Annotated in this window: 17 protein-coding genes; 7 read left to right on the forward strand and 10 right to left on the reverse strand. The window is 54.1% G+C overall.

The features are described from left to right. The first annotated feature begins 101 nt into the window (after positions 1-101). Genes potA through N2M06_RS07850 form a run of 4 tightly spaced genes read left to right on the forward strand, consistent with a single transcriptional unit; the run spans position 102 to position 3,867 of the window. The gene (potA, locus tag N2M06_RS07835) at positions 102-1,211 is read left to right on the forward strand and encodes a spermidine/putrescine ABC transporter ATP-binding protein PotA (RefSeq protein WP_317074351.1); all 1,110 of its coding nucleotides are present in this window, start codon (positions 102-104) and stop codon (positions 1,209-1,211) included. Beyond that, positions 1,198-2,064: a spermidine/putrescine ABC transporter permease PotB gene (potB, locus tag N2M06_RS07840; protein ID WP_019933646.1), complete on the forward strand. Its 867-nt coding sequence runs from the start codon at positions 1,198-1,200 to the stop codon at positions 2,062-2,064. The genes potA and potB overlap by 14 nt, the downstream gene beginning before the upstream one ends. Further along, on the forward strand, positions 2,051-2,818 hold the full coding sequence (potC, locus tag N2M06_RS07845; RefSeq protein ID WP_317074352.1) for a spermidine/putrescine ABC transporter permease PotC: 768 nt from the start codon (positions 2,051-2,053) through the stop codon (positions 2,816-2,818). Before potB ends, potC begins: the two co-directional genes overlap by 14 nt. Further along, a complete protein-coding gene (locus N2M06_RS07850) occupies positions 2,815-3,867 on the forward strand; it encodes an extracellular solute-binding protein (RefSeq protein WP_346352137.1) in 1,053 nt (350 codons plus the stop codon). Before potC ends, N2M06_RS07850 begins: the two co-directional genes overlap by 4 nt. Positions 3,868-3,900: 33 nt before the next feature. Here the strand turns inward: N2M06_RS07850 and cobB are convergent, their stop codons facing one another. The 9 genes from cobB to N2M06_RS07895 all read right to left on the reverse strand — a co-directional run bounded on the left by cobB (position 3,901) and on the right by N2M06_RS07895 (position 12,347). Beyond that, positions 3,901-4,641 carry a Sir2 family NAD+-dependent deacetylase gene (gene cobB / locus N2M06_RS07855; RefSeq protein WP_317074354.1) on the reverse strand — a complete coding sequence of 247 codons (741 nt, stop codon included), beginning with the start codon at positions 4,639-4,641 and terminating at the stop codon, positions 3,901-3,903. A gap of 110 nt (positions 4,642-4,751) precedes the next feature. Continuing rightward, positions 4,752-5,054, reverse strand: a complete 303-nt coding sequence (locus N2M06_RS07860) for an integration host factor subunit alpha (protein ID WP_019933650.1) — start codon at positions 5,052-5,054, stop codon at positions 4,752-4,754. Between the two features lie 4 nt (positions 5,055-5,058). Beyond that, a complete protein-coding gene (gene pheT, locus N2M06_RS07865) occupies positions 5,059-7,446 on the reverse strand; it encodes a phenylalanine--tRNA ligase subunit beta (RefSeq protein ID WP_346352138.1) in 2,388 nt (795 codons plus the stop codon). 15 nt (positions 7,447-7,461) lie between these two features. Beyond that, positions 7,462-8,445: a phenylalanine--tRNA ligase subunit alpha gene (gene pheS, locus N2M06_RS07870; protein ID WP_317074357.1), complete on the reverse strand. Its 984-nt coding sequence runs from the start codon at positions 8,443-8,445 to the stop codon at positions 7,462-7,464. A gap of 153 nt (positions 8,446-8,598) precedes the next feature. Beyond that, positions 8,599-8,955, reverse strand: a complete 357-nt coding sequence (rplT, locus tag N2M06_RS07875; RefSeq protein WP_014292510.1) for a 50S ribosomal protein L20 — start codon at positions 8,953-8,955, stop codon at positions 8,599-8,601. A gap of 14 nt (positions 8,956-8,969) precedes the next feature. After that, the gene (gene rpmI, locus N2M06_RS07880; RefSeq protein WP_014292509.1) at positions 8,970-9,167 is read right to left on the reverse strand and encodes a 50S ribosomal protein L35; all 198 of its coding nucleotides are present in this window, start codon (positions 9,165-9,167) and stop codon (positions 8,970-8,972) included. 72 nt (positions 9,168-9,239) lie between these two features. Continuing rightward, on the reverse strand, positions 9,240-9,782 hold the full coding sequence (infC, locus tag N2M06_RS07885; protein ID WP_083928683.1) for a translation initiation factor IF-3: 543 nt from the start codon (positions 9,780-9,782) through the stop codon (positions 9,240-9,242). Then, positions 9,779-11,713, reverse strand: a complete 1,935-nt coding sequence (gene thrS, locus N2M06_RS07890) for a threonine--tRNA ligase (protein ID WP_346352139.1) — start codon at positions 11,711-11,713, stop codon at positions 9,779-9,781. The genes infC and thrS overlap by 4 nt, the downstream gene beginning before the upstream one ends. Before the next feature lie 190 nt (positions 11,714-11,903). Continuing rightward, complete coding sequence (locus N2M06_RS07895; RefSeq protein ID WP_019933655.1) at positions 11,904-12,347, reverse strand: TerB family tellurite resistance protein; 444 nt, start codon at positions 12,345-12,347, stop codon at positions 11,904-11,906. Between the two features lie 87 nt (positions 12,348-12,434). On the opposite strand from N2M06_RS07895, the gene N2M06_RS07900 reads away from it, so the two are divergent. Genes N2M06_RS07900 through N2M06_RS07910 form a run of 3 tightly spaced genes read left to right on the forward strand, consistent with a single transcriptional unit; the run spans position 12,435 to position 14,270 of the window. Then, the gene (locus tag N2M06_RS07900) at positions 12,435-13,310 is read left to right on the forward strand and encodes a fructosamine kinase family protein (RefSeq protein WP_019933656.1); all 876 of its coding nucleotides are present in this window, start codon (positions 12,435-12,437) and stop codon (positions 13,308-13,310) included. Beyond that, positions 13,307-14,050 carry a pteridine reductase gene (locus N2M06_RS07905; protein WP_019933657.1) on the forward strand — a complete coding sequence of 248 codons (744 nt, stop codon included), beginning with the start codon at positions 13,307-13,309 and terminating at the stop codon, positions 14,048-14,050. The genes N2M06_RS07900 and N2M06_RS07905 overlap by 4 nt, the downstream gene beginning before the upstream one ends. Positions 14,051-14,066: 16 nt before the next feature. Then, a complete protein-coding gene (locus N2M06_RS07910) occupies positions 14,067-14,270 on the forward strand; it encodes a CPXCG motif-containing cysteine-rich protein (protein ID WP_019933658.1) in 204 nt (67 codons plus the stop codon). 72 nt (positions 14,271-14,342) lie between these two features. Here N2M06_RS07910 and N2M06_RS07915 read toward each other — a convergent pair whose 3' ends face one another. Continuing rightward, positions 14,343-14,951 carry a riboflavin synthase subunit alpha gene (locus N2M06_RS07915; protein WP_346352140.1) on the reverse strand — a complete coding sequence of 203 codons (609 nt, stop codon included), beginning with the start codon at positions 14,949-14,951 and terminating at the stop codon, positions 14,343-14,345. Between the last annotated feature and the right edge of the window lie 157 nt (positions 14,952-15,108).

A 15,108-nucleotide genomic window follows, 5' to 3' on the forward strand; every position in this document is an offset into this window, starting at 1 on the left:
GCAATTTTTATTTGCTTTGCTTCAAATGAGGCGAGACCTAGAATGCGCGATTCTTTCAGCATACTGAACGCGTGCGTTCCTATCGAGGTGCAGTCAGGCAAATGGCCGAACATAAATCTCCCCTTGTTACCCTTGCCGGGATCAGCAAATCCTTTGGTGACAAAGCCATTATCGAACATCTTGATCTGTCTATTTATGACGGCGAATTTCTTACCCTGCTGGGCCCCTCCGGCTGCGGCAAGACCACGGTACTGCGCATGCTGGCCGGGCTTGAACATCCTGATGCCGGTATCATTCGTCTGGGCGGAGAAGATATTACTCAGGTGCCCGCCGAGCAACGTCATGTGAATACCGTGTTTCAAAGCTATGCCCTGTTTCCCCATATGACCCTGTTTGACAATGTGGCCTTTGGTCTGCGTATGCAGAAAGTGCCTGCTGCCGAGATTCGGCAACGGGTACAGGAAGCCTTGCAGATGGTACAACTTGACCAGCACGCCAGCCGTTTTCCTCATCAACTTTCCGGCGGTCAGCAGCAGCGGGTGGCCATTGCCCGTGCTGTGGTTAACCGTCCCAGGCTGCTGCTGCTGGATGAGTCATTAAGTGCGCTGGATTACAAACTGCGCCGCCAGATGCAGGTTGAGCTGAAAGCGCTGCAGCGCCGCCTGGGCATTACCTTTGTATTTGTTACTCACGATCAGGAAGAAGCCCTGTCCATGTCTGACCGTATTCTGGTCATGCAGCATGGCCGCATTGTACAGGACGGCAGCCCGCGAGATATTTATGAAGCTCCTGCCAATCTGTTTGTGGCGCGCTTTATTGGTGAAATCAACATACTCGACGGCGAACTCCTGGCACCGGCCGGGCAACCGGGCAGCTGGCATGCGCGGGTGGAAGGCCGCCACTGTGTGGTGCATACGCAACAGGCGTTCAGCGCCGGTGACAAGGTGTGTGTGCTGCTGCGTCCGGAAGATTTACGCATGAAAGAAGCCGGCACTCAGTCCGGTACTGACGGCGTAACCGGTCACATTCTTGATCGTCAGTATAAAGGTGCCACCCTGGAGTCCCGGGTAAAACTGGCCTCAGGCAGAGAGCTGCTGGTATCGGCATTTTTTGATGAAGACGATCCCGACTTTGATTATGCCATTGATCAGCAGGTAGAGATTGGCTGGGTAGACAGCTGGGAGGTAGTGTTGCCTTATGAACAGCACTAACCGCTTTCGCAACCTGGCGGTAGGCCTTATCGTCAGCTGGCTGATGTTGTTTGTGTTTCTGCCCAACCTGATGATCATCGGCACCAGCTTTCTGACCCGGGATCACAGCAGCCTGATAAGCCTGGTATTGACCTCCGGTAATTACAGCCGGCTGTTTGACCCCATGTATTTCAGCGTATTATGGCATTCCTTGGTAATGGCAGGCACGGCTACTTTGCTGTGTCTGCTGATCGCTTACCCCTTTGCCTGGATAGTGGCGGGGCTGCCGGCGCGTGTCCGGCCCGTGCTTCTGTTTCTGATCATAGTACCGTTCTGGACCAATTCTCTGATCCGCACCTATGCCCTCAAGGCCGTGCTGGGTACCAAAGGATTGCTCAACCAGAGCCTGCTGGCACTGGGGCTGATTGATCAGCCACTGCGCATTGTGTTTACCGAAGCGGCGGTGATTATCGGCCTGGTCTATATTCTGCTGCCCTTTATGATTCTGCCACTCTATGCCGCCATCGAAAAGCTGGACGGCCGCCTGCTGGAAGCCGCACGGGATCTGGGTGCAGGTGCCCTGCCCCGCTTTGTGCGCATCGTGCTGCCGCTTACCATGCCGGGCATTATTGCCGGCTGCCTGCTGGTATTTCTGCCGGCCATGGGCATGTTTTATATCTCCGATTTACTGGGTGGGGCCAAAAATCTGCTGATAGGCAACATTATCAAATCCCAGTTTCTGACGATTCGTGACTGGCCTTTTGGCGCGGCCACCAGTGTGGCACTGACCCTGATGATGGCCCTGCTGCTGCTGGTGTATTACCACACCGGCAAGTTGCTTAACCGGCGGGAGAGCATAAATGAAATGGCTTAAGGGCAGCTGGTTGCTGCTGGTATTTGTCTGGCTGTATGTGCCCATCGTGGTGCTGGTGGTTAATTCCTTCAACAGTAATCGTTTCGGCATTCGCTGGGATGGTTTCAGTCTGGGCTGGTATGAACGGTTGGCCCAAAACGGCGCTTTGATGGAGGCGGCCCGGCATTCCTTGCTGATCGCCCTGCTTGCGGCCAGCATGGCTACCCTTATCGGCACGCTGGCTGCAGTGGCGCTGTACCGTTATCGTTTTTACGGTAAACGTTTTGTAGGCGGCATGCTGTTTGTGGTGATGATGTCGCCGGATATTGTAATGGCTATCTCACTGCTGGCGTTATTTGTGGTGCTGGGCATATCACTGGGATTCTGGTCGTTGCTGTTTGCTCACATCACCTTTTGTCTGCCTTTTGTGGTGATAACCGTTTATGCCAGATTAAAGGGGTTTGATGTGCGCATACTGGAAGCTGCCCGTGATCTGGGAGCCAGTGAAGGAATTATTTTCCGGCGTATTCTGCTGCCGCTGGCTTTTCCGGCCGTTGCCGCCGGCTGGCTACTGAGTTTTACCCTGTCGCTGGATGACGTCATTGTCAGCTCTTTCGTGACCGGCCCCGGTTTTGACGTTCTGCCTCTGCGCATTTACTCCATGGTAAAGGTGGGTGTGTCGCCTGAAGTTAACGCCCTGGCCACGCTGATGCTGATGGTTTCCCTGACGCTGGTGGTACTGTCTCAATGGTTATTAAGGAAAAAACACGGATGATGAAACTGCACGTTCGCTCTCTGGCTCTGGCCTTGTCAGCCGCCCTGCCCCTGCTGGCTCAGGCCGAATCGCGCCTGTCGGTATACGCCTGGGCAGAATACTTACCCGAAACGGTACTGAACGACTTTACCAAGGCAACCGGTATTACCGTGGATTATGCCAGTTTTGACTCCAATGAAGCGCTGTACGCCAAGCTGAAACTGCTTCAAAGCAGCGGTGCCAAAGAAAGCTACGATGTGATTTTTCCATCCAGCTACATGCTCAGCAAAATGGCCCGTGAAGGTATGCTGCTGCCGCTCGACAAGACCAGATTGCCGCATTTTTCCGCCCTTGAGCCGGCGCTGCTGAACCGGGATTTTGATCCGGACAACACCTACAGTATGCCTTATGCCTTTGGCAGTACCGCCATCGCCATTAACCGTGATGAGCTGCCTGACGCCGGAGTAACCAGCTGGAATGATTTGTGGCGCAGCGACTTTGCCGGCCAGCTGATGCTTACCGATGATATTCGGGAAAACTTTCAGATGGCGTTGCTGGCGCTGGGCATGAATGCCAACAGTGAGCAGCAGGATGACATTGTTGCCGCCCATGAAAAACTGCAGGCACTGCAGCCCAATGTGTTGCTCTATAACTCCGATAATCCCCGCCTGCCTTATATGACTGGTGAGGCTAATATCGGACTGCTGTGGAGTGACCAGGCCTACAAAGCGCAACAGGATGGCCTGAGTCTGGAATATATCTATCCCGAGGAAGGAGCCATTTTCTGGGTAGATAATGCCGCCATTCCGGCCAATGCCAGGGCGGCCGACGCTGCCCATCAGTTTCTTGATTATCTGATGCGGCCCGAAGTGGCAGCACAAATCATCACCGAGCTGGGCCTGGCTGTGCCCAACCGGGAAGCAAAAACGCTGTTACCTGCAGAGATAGCGGAAAATCCTGTCTTGTTTCCATCTGCAACTGTGGTGGAAAACGGGCACTTTCAGCATGATTTGAGCGATGCCGCTCAGTTGGAGTATGAACAATACTGGGTAAAACTTCGCACACAGTAATAATGATGAAGGCCCGCATTGCGGGCCTTCTTGTCAGCGGCTGCGGCCGGCGGTTTTAAGCACCCGCCCCTGCAGCAGCTCTTCTACCCAGCCGGTTACCATTTGTGTAGCCGGGCCATATCTGTGCTCATTAAAGTGGTTTGTAACTTCACTCGGCTCCAGGTTAATTTCCAGTGTATGCGCATTGTGCATGGCAGCCTCATGCACAAAGCCGGCCGCAGGATACACATTGCCAGAGGTGCCGATAGCCACGAATATGCTGGCCTCACTCAGTGCCTGATAAATACGGTCGAGCAACAGCGGCATTTCGCCAAACCAGACCACATGCGGGCGCAGCGGCTCGGGGAACTGACAGCAGTGACACAGATCAGACGTCGTTAACGGGCCGGGCCAGTTCAGCGTCTGATTGCTGTGAGGACAGCGGGCCTTGAGTAGTTCGCCGTGCATGTGCAATACGTTCTGACTGCCTGCACGTTCATGCAGATCATCGATATTCTGGGTAACAATGGTTACCTGTTCAGGCCACTGGGCTTCCAGTCTGGCCAGCGCAAGGTGGGCAGCATTGGGTTCCACCGTCTGGAGCAATGCCCGGCGCTCATTATAAAATGTTTGCACCAGCTCCGGGTTGCGCTTGTAGCCTTCCGGCGTGGCCACATCTTCAATATGGTGCTCGTCCCAGAGGCCATCTGCGGCCCTGAAGGTACGAATGCCTGATTCTGCCGAGATACCGGCACCAGTAAGTATTACGATGTTTCCTTTCTGCACGCTGGGCATGCCTCTGCTAAATCCATCTTGTCCATAGGCTAACAGGCGCACGCGCTGCAGGCCAATAATGCCTTAGTCTAGGAACAACAAAAAGCCAGGCAGAGCCTGGCTTTTCAGCGTTATTCCTGGTCGGGCGTCATGGCATTTTCTACCCGGGCTTTCAGTTTTTGCCCTGGCCGAAAGGTCACTACCCGTCGGGCCGAAATGGGAATGTCTTCACCGGTTTTGGGGTTACGCCCGGGGCGCTCCCCCTTGTTACGCAGTTCAAAATTACCGAAACCGGAAATTTTTACCTGTTCCCCCTGTTCAAGAGAGACGCGGATTTCTTCAAAAAACGCCTCTACCATGTCTTTGGCATCGCGCTTACTGATGCCAAGTTCAGTGAACAGGTGCTCTGCTATATCGGCCTTGGTTAACGCCATAAGCTCAATCCCTCAAGGAAGCATTAAACTCGTCGGAAACCGCCGAAACAATGCGGGCCACGGTGTCGGCGATTTCCTTTTCTTCCAACGTCCGTTGGGTATCCTGCAATACCAGACTGAGTGCCAGGCTTTTCTTGCCCTCTGCAATGCCCTGCCCTTGGTATACGTCAAACAAGTTTAATCCAACCAGCTGATTACCGCCAACTTTCCTAACCAAATCAAGGATATCGGCAGCAGCCAGGCTCTGATCGACAACCAGCGCAAGGTCGCGGCGGTTGGCCGGGAACCGGGACACAGCCACGGCATCAGGCACTTTGCGTTCCGTCAGCGCCGACAGCTCAATTTCAAACAGATAAACCTGTGACTTGAGACCCAGTTTTTTCAGCAGGCTCGGGTGCAGAGCACCAAAGTGACCCACCGGCTGGCCGCCGCGCAGCAACTGCGCAGACTGCCCCGGATGCAGGGCAGATAAGTCGGTCCGCGCTACGCTGAAGGACAGTTCATCGGCAGACAGGGCCAGCAGGCTTTCCACATCACCCTTGAGATCAAAGAAGTCGGCAGCCTGGCTGCTCATGCTCCAGTGCTCGTCCACCACAGAGCCCAGCACCAGACCGGCCAGTACCGGTGTCTGACGTACGCCGTTTTCTGCGGTGTCATCAGGCACAAACGTCAGGCCCTGTTCAAACAGGCGCAGGCGAGACTGCTGACGGTTCTGGTTGTAAACCGCAGCCTGTACCAGGCCCGGCCACAGCGATACCCGCATGGCAGACATGTCTGCAGCAATGGGGTTGGGCAGAATCATATGCCCGGCATTCGGGAACATCAGTTTTTGCTGTTCCGGATCCACAAAGCTGTAAGTAATGGCTTCCTGATAACCCAGGTCCACCAATGCATCCTTCAGCCGGTTCAGTGGCAGATGGGCTTCATGGTGAGAAGACATGGACAGGTCAGCTCTGGGGGCCACATCGGGAATATTGTTGTAGCCGTAAATACGGGCGACTTCTTCAACCAGATCTTCTTCAATGGCAATATCAAAGCGATAGCTGGGCACCACTACGCTCCAGCCATCGGCAGTTGCTGTCACCTGCAGCCCCAAACGAGTCAGCATTTCAGTGACCTGCTCAGCAGCAATATCAATGCCGATAAGCCTGTTCAGGCGGTCATGACGGAGAGTGACAGTGGCGGCCTGAGGCAGCTTGTCTTCAGCAACGGCTTCAATCACAGGACCGGCTTCACCACCACAAATGTCAAGCAGCAGCGCCGTGGCCCGCTCCATCACCTTATGCTGCAGCTGATAGTCAACACCGCGCTCAAAACGGTGGGAAGAGTCAGTGTGCAGGCCATAGTTGCGGGCACGGCCGGTAATGGCCAGCGGGCTGAAAAAGGCACATTCCAGCAATACGTCTTTGGTATTTTCGGTCACACCGGTGGCGTCGCCGCCAAAGATGCCGGCCATGGCCACGGGACGCTCGTTATCGGCAATGACCAGAGTATCGGCGTTCAGAGTCACTTCGTTACCGTCAAGCAGGGTCAGTTTTTCACCCTGCTCTGCCATGCGCACTTGAATACCGCCGTTCAGGGTATTCAGATCAAAGGCATGCATGGGCTGACCCCATTCCAGCAGCACAAAGTTGGTGATGTCCACCACGGGATCGATGCTGCGAATGCCGCTGCGACGCAGTTTTTCCTGCATCCATAACGGCGTTGCCGCCTTGACGTTAATGTTTCTCACTACCCTGCCCAGATAGCGCGGGCAGGCCTCGGGCGCGTGCAGCTGAATATCCAGCTGGTCGTCAATGCTGGCAGGCACGGCAGCAATTTCAGGCCAGTTAACGTCCTGATTATTGAGAACACCCACTTCCCGGGCCAGGCCCGCCATGCTCAGGCAGTCGGCGCGGTTGGGGGTCAGATCCACTTCAATGGTGACATCATTCAGGGCCAGATAGTCGCGCACATCGGTACCGACGGGGGCATCAGCCGGCAGCTCGATAATGCCGTCGGACTCGATATCAATGCCCAGCTCACTGTAGGAACAGAGCATGCCGTGAGAGGGCTGACCACGCAGCTTGGCTTTTTTGATTTTAAAATCGCCGGGCAGCACGGCACCCACCACGGCCACCGCCACTTTCAGGCCCTGACGGCAGTTGGGCGCACCACAGACGATGTCGAGCAGCTCGTCGCTGCCCACATTAATTTTGGTCACGCGCAGCTTGTCGGCGTCCGGGTGCTGGCCGCATTCGATCACTTCGCCCACAACGACCTGGGAAAAATCACCGGCGACGGGCTCAATGCCGTCTACTTCCAGGCCGGCCATGGTAATTTGTTCGGCAAGGGCCTCATCGTTCAGACCGGTGTTGACCCATTCATCCAGCCATGATTTTGAAAACTTCATTATTGCTCCTGCCGCTTACCGGAATTGCTTGAGAAAACGCAGATCATTTTCGAAGAAGGCGCGCAGATCATTGACGCCGTAACGGAGCATGGTCAAACGCTCAACGCCCATGCCAAAGGCAAAGCCGCTGTAACGCTCGGGGTCGATACCCACGGAGCGCAATACATTCGGATGCACCATGCCGCAGCCCAGTACTTCCAGCCACTTACCGTTCTTGCCCATCACATCCACTTCGGCACTGGGCTCGGTGAACGGGAAATAGGAGGGGCGAAAACGAATTTGCAGATCTTCTTCAAAGAAGTTGTGCAGAAAGTCGTGCAGTACGCCCTTAAGCTGGGTAAAGCTGACGTTTTCATCCACCAGCAGACCTTCTACCTGATGGAACATGGGGGTGTGGGTCTGATCGTAATCGTTACGATAGACTCGTCCCGGCGAAATAATACGAATGGGTGGCTGCTGTTGTTCCATGGTGCGGATTTGCACGCCGGAAGTCTGGGTGCGCAGCATCAGCTTGGGATTAAAATAGAAGGTATCGTGATCCGCCCGGGCCGGATGATGGGCCGGAATGTTGAGGGCATCGAAGTTATGGAAATCGTCTTCAATTTCCGGACCTTCGGCCACCTGAAAACCCAGTTCACCGAAAAAGGATTCTATGCGCTTGATGGTACGGCTGACCGGATGCAGGCCACCACTCACCTGACGACGGCCCGGCAGAGTAATATCCAGGGTTTCACTGGCCAGTTTGGCATTCAGCTCGGCCAGCTGCAGTGCGTCGCGCTTGCTGTTAAGGGCGTCGTTAACCGCCTGTTTGGCCTGGTTGATAGCCTGCCCTGCTGCAGGGCGCTCTTCGGCAGACAGCTTGCCGAGCGCCTTGGACTGCTCGGTAAAGGTGCCCTTCTTGCCCATATAGCGAACCCGGATTTCATCCAGTTCGGCGGCAGTAGCGGCAGCCTGGATCTCCGCCTGCGCCTTGACGATCACGTCTTCCAGCTGATCCATGTATTCCTCGTTGACTTGCCCGTATACACGGACGCTTGATATTAGAAAGGTCTTGATAATAAAGGAAATGCCTGTTTTCTTCCAGCGCGGAGCCGGGGAAAAGGCAACAAAAAAGGAGGCCGGAGCCTCCTTTGAAAACGGTCGTTTAACGACTTAAGCCAGGGCTTCTTTTGCTTTGGCAACCAAAGCAGTGAAGGTGGTTTTGTCGTGTACGGCGATGTCAGCCAGGATCTTGCGATCGATTTCAACAGAGGCCTTTTTCAGACCATTGATGAAGCGGCTGTAAGACAGACCGTTCTGACGGGAAGCCGCGTTGATACGGGCAATCCACAGCTGACGGAACTGACGTTTTTTCTGACGACGGTCACGATAGGCGTACTGACCGGCTTTGGTTACTGCCTGTACCGCTACGCGATAAACGCGTGAACGGGCACCGTAATAACCTTTGGCCTGCTTCAGAATTTTCTTGTGACGAGCGCGTGCAGTGACACCACGTTTAACTCTTGGCATTGTTCACTCTCCTCTTAAGCGGTGGGCAGCATGGATTTGATCTGGGCAACGTCAGACGCCGCTACCAGACACTTACCGCGCAGCTGACGCTTACGCTTGGTGCTTTTCTTGGTGAGGATGTGACGCAGGTGGGACTGCTTGCGCTTAAAGCCACCAGAGCCGGTTTTCTTGAAGCGCTTGGCAGCGCCCTTGTTGGATTTCATCTTAGGCATGAAATACTCCGCATTGTTAATAACAACAACAGACAAGGTGAGCCGGACGAAATGCCCGGCTACTTGCAGACCTTACTGTTTCTTTTTAGGGGCAAGCACCATCACTGCCTGGCGGCCTTCCAGCTTGGGAAAGGACTCAACCACGGCGAGTTCATCGAGTTCGGTCTTGATGCGGTTAAGCAGATCAAAACCCAGCTCCTGGTGCGCCATTTCACGACCGCGGAATCGCAGTGTGACTTTGGCTTTGTTGCCTTCTTCCAAAAAGCGAATCAGGTTGCGTAGCTTTACCTGATAGTCGCCTTCATCAGTACCGGGACGGAATTTAACTTCCTTCACCTGGATTTGTTTCTGTTTTTTCTTCTGTTCCTTGGTCGCTTTACTTTTTTCGTAAAGGAACTTGCCGTAGTCCATGATACGGCAAACAGGGGGTTCGGCATTGGGACTGATTTCTACCAGATCGACGCCCGCCTCGCTGGCAGCGCTCAGTGCCTCATTGATGGACACGACCCCCAATGCTTCACCTTCCAGGCCGACCAGACGAACTTCTTTCAGTCGGATTTCTTCATTCAGTCGATTACGGGGAGCGGGCTTGCCCCCTTTTTTGGCGCCTTTTATAACCTATCCTCCACTGTTTTCTTTCCGCGGGTCTGAACCTCTTCCTTGATGAGAGCAATCAGTTCCTCAACATCAAAGGTTCCCAGATCCTGACCTTTTCGGGTACGAACCGCTACCTTGCCGGCGTCGACTTCTTTGTCGCCGCATACCAGCATGAAAGGTACCCGCTTAAGAGTATGCTCGCGGATTTTAAAGCCAATTTTCTCATTTCTCAAGTCCGCCTTGGCTCTAATGCCAACATTATTCAACTTGTTAGCCAGATCCAAGGCATACTCGGTCTGATTGTCGGTAATATTCAGCACCACCGCCTGGGTAGGAGCCAGCCAGGTCGGGAACAGACCGGCATACTCTTCAATAAGAATACCGATAAAGCGCTCGATAGACCCCAGAATAGCGCGGTGGATCATTACCGGCACATGGCGCTCGTTGTCTTCACCGACATAACTGGCACCCAGACGGCCCGGCAGCGCGAAATCAAGCTGTACCGTACCACATTGCCAGGCACGATTCAGGCAGTCGTGCAGGGTGAATTCAATCTTGGGACCATAAAAGGCCCCCTCGCCCGGCTGCAGCTCGTATTCGATGCCGTAGTTCTTGAGCGCCTGCTCCAGGGCCAGCTCGGCCTTGTCCCAGATCTCGTCGCTGCCGATGCGCTGCTCCGGACGGGTGGACAGCTTGACCGCGATGTTGGTGAAGCCGAAGGTCTCGTAGGTGTCGTACACCATCTGGATACAGGCGGACACTTCGCTCTGAATTTGATCTTCGGTACAGAAGATGTGGGCATCATCCTGAGTAAAGCCCCGTACCCGCATCAGACCGTGCAGGGCGCCGCTCGGCTCGTTGCGATGGCAACAGCCGAACTCAGCCATGCGCAGCGGCAGATCACGGTAGGACTTGAGGCCCTGATTGAAGATCTGCACATGACCCGGGCAGTTCATGGGCTTGATGGCATAGTCCCGGCTCTCGGAATGGGTGGTAAACATGTGATCAGCATATTTATCCCAGTGGCCGGACTTTTCCCACAGCACTCTGTCCATCATGAAGGGGCCTTTTACCTCTTCATATTTATATTCGCGCAGCTTGTCCCGCACAAAGGTTTCCAGCTCACGGAAGATGGTCCAGCCGTCGTTGTGCCAGAACACCATGCCCGGCGCTTCTTCCTGCATGTGGTAAAGATCGAGTTGCTTGCCAATTTTGCGGTGATCCCGCTTGGCGGCTTCTTCCAGCTGCACCAGATAGGACTTGAGCGCTTTCTTGTCGGCCCAGGCTGTGCCGTAAATGCGCTGCAGCATTTTGTTTTTGGAGTCGCCACGCCAGTAGGCACCGGAGACCTTCTGCAATTTAAAGTGCTGGCAGAAACGCATGTTGGGCACGTGCGGGCCGCGACACATGTCGATATATTCTTCGTGATGATACAGACCCGGCTTGTCATCCTGGCTCACGTTCTGATCCAGAATTTCAATTTTGTACGACTCATGCCGACGGGCAAAGGTATCCCGCGCTTCCTGCCAGCTGACCTTTTTCTTGATCACCGCATATTCGGTCTTGGCCAGTTCCAGCATGCGGGTCTCGATTTTCTGAATATCTTCCTCGGTGAGGGTATGTTCAAGATCCACATCATAATAGAAGCCGTTTTCAATAACAGGGCCAATGGCCATGCGGGTTTGCGGCCACAGCTGCTTGATGGCGTGACCCAGCAGGTGAGCACAGGAGTGACGGATAATTTCCAGTCCTTCCTGATCCCTGGCGGTGATAATGGACAGGCTGGCATCCTGGCTGATGAGGTCACAAGCATCTGCCAGCTCGCCGTTAATACGGCCGGCAATGCAGGCCTTGGCCAGGCCCGGGCCTATATCCTGAGCCACATCCATAATGGAAACGGGATTGTCGAAATGGCGTTGACTGCCATCGGGAAGAGTAATTGTCGGCATGAAAGGTCCTTAACAGTGGTGCACCCTACCAAAGCGCACATGTATGTAATGAAAAGAATGATAATTCACGACAGAGCCCCGACCATCTGGCGTTACTCGGCCAGCCTAGCACGCTTGAGTGTGATACCGCGGCACAGGTCGGGAAGCGCAAAGACTATCAGAAATCACACTTCATCGCCACGGACCATGGTTAATCTTCGGACCCGTTTTCTACCCGTAATTTCAGCTGAATAAAGCGGCTGTGCGGAATATAGAGTAATTCAGCCACTTGTCGGACTATGCCTTCTTCCTGCGGATCCAGCACACCATCTGTCATGGCCATTTGCCACAGGGCGGACAAAATGGCTTCCCGCCGTTCAATGGCGAGGGTTTTCAGATGTTGCGTAAACTCATACAAGGATACCGCTTCTTCCTGGTGCGCCCTGCCCTGTTGCAGCCACTGGTGCACTTCATGGGGGGCATGACCAAACAGTCTTGCCAGCAACTGTTCCAGACGCTGGTGTTCGGCCTCACTGGCCACGCCGTCTGCCAGCATGACCTCACTTAACAGGGCGGCTACCGCCACTTCTTCCTGCAAGGCGGGGGTATCGTGTTCGGGGGTAGAATTCAGCCATTGCTTGATGCGTTCTATCATGCTTTTTCCTTTTCGGTTAAGTCACTGAAGGCAACCGCTTTTAGCCTATACTGGTGGCAAAACCTGCGTTACCGGAGTGAACAGTCTATGTGGCCAGCCATTGCCAGTCAGATAAGCGATGCCATTAATGCCGAGTTTCATGTGAGTGAACGCTCGCCTTTGGGTGGCGGTGAAATCAATCAGGCTTACCGCGTCAGCGATGGCCAGCATATATTCTTTGTTAAACTAAATGACCGTGCAGCGCTGGATATGTTCCGTGCCGAATGGACTGCCCTTGAGCATCTGCTTAATACGCAGACACTCAGAGTGCCCCGCCCCGTTTGCTGCGGGACTACGGTTAACAGCAGTTTTATCGTGCTGGAGTATCTGCGTCTGGGGCAGGCACAGGATCAGGACTGGCATATGCTGGGGCGGCAGCTGGCTCATTTGCATCAGGGCAGTACTCAGTCCATGTATGGCTGGGACGAAGACAACTTTATCGGCACCACAGTGCAGCCCAATGCCTGGCATAAAAAGTGGGCGACCTTTTTTGCCGAACAACGTGTTGGCTGGCAGCTGCAGCTTCTGGAAGAGCAAGGCATTCGTTTTGGTGATATTGAAGAGATAACCGGTGCCATCAAAAACCGGCTGGCAGGACATCAGCCCGAGGCCTGCCTGTTGCATGGCGATTTATGGCGTGGCAACCTCGGATTTTATCAGCGTCAGGGGGTGATTTTTGACCCTGCCAGTTATTTTGGTGACAGAGAAGCAGATATCGCCATGACAGAGCTGTTCGGCCAGTTTCCTCAGGCTTTTTACCAGGGCTATGATGCCGTCTGGCCTCGTGATGATGGTTACTGGCAGCGGCGGGAAATTTATAATCTCTATCACCTGCTTAATCACATAAACCTGTTTGGTGAAGCCTATATCAAGCAAGCCAAACTGAGTTTGAGCAATATTATTGCCAGCCAGGAGATATCATGACCCAAGTGGCCTTGATCACCGGTGCCGCCAGACGCATTGGTGCTGACATCAGCCGAATGCTGCACCGGCAAGGAATGAACCTGATAGTGCATTACCATCACAGTGAGCATGAGGCCCGGGTATTGGCAGAAGAGCTGAACCGGCTCCGCGCGGGCAGCGTAAAGCTGCTGCAGCAGGATCTGACCGATTTGAATGCCATTAATGCCATGGCCGACAGCGCCATGGGATGCTTCGGCCATGTCAGTGCACTGATTAACAATGCCTCTGCCTTTTATCCCACTCGTTTTGGCAACATTACTCCGGCTCACTGGCTGGAACTCTCTGCCACCAATGCGGCAGCGCCACTATTGCTGAGCCAGGCGCTGCTGCCGTCACTCAGGCAGGAGCGCGGCAGCATAGTGAATTTGCTTGATATACACGCAGCCAACGGTCTGAAAGACCACCTGCCCTACAGCATGGCCAAAAACGCGCTGGTCACCCTGACCCGGGCACTGGCTGCCGAGCTGGCTCCGCAGGTGCGGGTTAACGGTATTGCACCGGGTCCTATTCTCTGGCCTGAACATGAACTTGATAATGAACAAAAGCAGCGAGTACTGGATTCAGTGCCCATGGGGCGGCTGGGCACGCCGTCTGAAATTGCTGACACAGTCCGGTTTTTACTTCAGGGGCCGGCCTACCTGACCGGCCAGATTATTGCCATTGATGGTGGTCGCTCCTGCCAGAGCCTGCCGGAAGCCTGATTATCGGGAGATTTCTATGCGTGATTATTTTGAACGGAATATTGTCTGCCCTCATTGCGGTCATCACACCCGCATTGAGGTAGATGCCAGCGCCGGTGATCAGGATTATTACGAAGATTGCCAGGCCTGTTGCAATCCCATGCATTTACGCGTGGTGCGAAACGAGATCAGTGATGAGGTTGAAGTCAGTGTTGATGCTGATGATGAGCAGTATTTTTAAATAGCCTCATTTGTATGTTGGCATAACTTTGTCAAATTAAAAATACCGGGCTTGCCCGGTATCATTCGCCTGTTATTCACGGCTGCTCAGTACCCGCTCAACCGTGTCCACTATCGCCTGAGTCTGCGGATCAATCTCAATATTGGCACGATAGCCGGGCTGCACCCGGGCCAGGTTAGTGCGGGCCAGCGTTTCTGGAATAAGGTGCACCAGAAAATGACTGCCGGTGACGTCGCCCAATGTCAGGCTGATCCCATCAATGCCGATATAGCCCTTGGTAAACAGATATTTCCCAAGCCCCTCGGGTACGGCAAAGCGCAGTGTGGTGTTGGTCTCGGTTTCAGTGCGCTCCAGCAGCTCGCTCATGGCGATAATGTGGCCCGACATGGCATGGCCGCCAATATCATCGCCAAAACGGGCCGCCCGCTCCAGGTTCACCTTGTCACCTGCATTTAATCCCCCCAGGTTGGTCACTCTCAGGGTTTCCTGCATCAGGTCAAAGCTGACCTTGTCCTCTTCAATGGCAGTGACGGTAAGACAGCAACCATTGTGAGCCACAGAGGCACCCAGCTCCAGGCCGGGCAACAGCTCATCCGGCATGGCCAGCACGTGAGTTTGAAAGTCCGCTTTTTTGATAATATTCAGCAGGGTGCCCTGCCCCTGAACAATTCCGGTAAACATCGCGTTAATCCATAGCAAAACAGTGAAAAATAATGGGAAAAAACAGTGTTAACGGTTATATTTCCGGCATCAGGGCCAATATAACCCCGTCCTAACTCTGCTTTATCCCATTTCGCTCTTCGGCAGGCGTTTGCCGATTGCGGCTTTCAGGTGAGAA

Origin of the sequence: Oceanimonas sp. AH20CE76, from assembly GCF_039654065.1 — a bacterium.
GTDB classification, from domain to species: domain Bacteria; phylum Pseudomonadota; class Gammaproteobacteria; order Enterobacterales; family Aeromonadaceae; genus Oceanimonas; species Oceanimonas smirnovii.

Excerpts from the sequence above, each read along its gene's own strand:
- potA (WP_317074351.1), top strand. The coding sequence starts at position 102 with ATGGCCGAACATAAATCTCCCCTTGTTACCCTTGCCGGGATCAGCAAA.
- potB (WP_019933646.1), top strand. The coding sequence starts at position 1,198 with ATGAACAGCACTAACCGCTTTCGCAACCTGGCGGTAGGCCTTATCGTC.
- potC (WP_317074352.1), top strand. The coding sequence starts at position 2,051 with ATGAAATGGCTTAAGGGCAGCTGGTTGCTGCTGGTATTTGTCTGGCTG.
- N2M06_RS07850 (WP_346352137.1), top strand. The coding sequence starts at position 2,815 with ATGATGAAACTGCACGTTCGCTCTCTGGCTCTGGCCTTGTCAGCCGCC.
- cobB (WP_317074354.1), bottom strand. The coding sequence starts at position 4,641 with ATGCCCAGCGTGCAGAAAGGAAACATCGTAATACTTACTGGTGCCGGT.
- N2M06_RS07860 (WP_019933650.1), bottom strand. The coding sequence starts at position 5,054 with ATGGCGTTAACCAAGGCCGATATAGCAGAGCACCTGTTCACTGAACTT.
- pheT (WP_346352138.1), bottom strand. The coding sequence starts at position 7,446 with ATGAAGTTTTCAAAATCATGGCTGGATGAATGGGTCAACACCGGTCTG.
- pheS (WP_317074357.1), bottom strand. The coding sequence starts at position 8,445 with ATGGATCAGCTGGAAGACGTGATCGTCAAGGCGCAGGCGGAGATCCAG.
- rplT (WP_014292510.1), bottom strand. The coding sequence starts at position 8,955 with ATGCCAAGAGTTAAACGTGGTGTCACTGCACGCGCTCGTCACAAGAAA.
- rpmI (WP_014292509.1), bottom strand. The coding sequence starts at position 9,167 with ATGCCTAAGATGAAATCCAACAAGGGCGCTGCCAAGCGCTTCAAGAAA.
- thrS (WP_346352139.1), bottom strand. The coding sequence starts at position 11,713 with ATGCCGACAATTACTCTTCCCGATGGCAGTCAACGCCATTTCGACAAT.
- N2M06_RS07895 (WP_019933655.1), bottom strand. The coding sequence starts at position 12,347 with ATGATAGAACGCATCAAGCAATGGCTGAATTCTACCCCCGAACACGAT.
- N2M06_RS07900 (WP_019933656.1), top strand. The coding sequence starts at position 12,435 with ATGTGGCCAGCCATTGCCAGTCAGATAAGCGATGCCATTAATGCCGAG.
- N2M06_RS07905 (WP_019933657.1), top strand. The coding sequence starts at position 13,307 with ATGACCCAAGTGGCCTTGATCACCGGTGCCGCCAGACGCATTGGTGCT.
- N2M06_RS07910 (WP_019933658.1), top strand. The coding sequence starts at position 14,067 with ATGCGTGATTATTTTGAACGGAATATTGTCTGCCCTCATTGCGGTCAT.
- N2M06_RS07915 (WP_346352140.1), bottom strand. The coding sequence starts at position 14,951 with ATGTTTACCGGAATTGTTCAGGGGCAGGGCACCCTGCTGAATATTATC.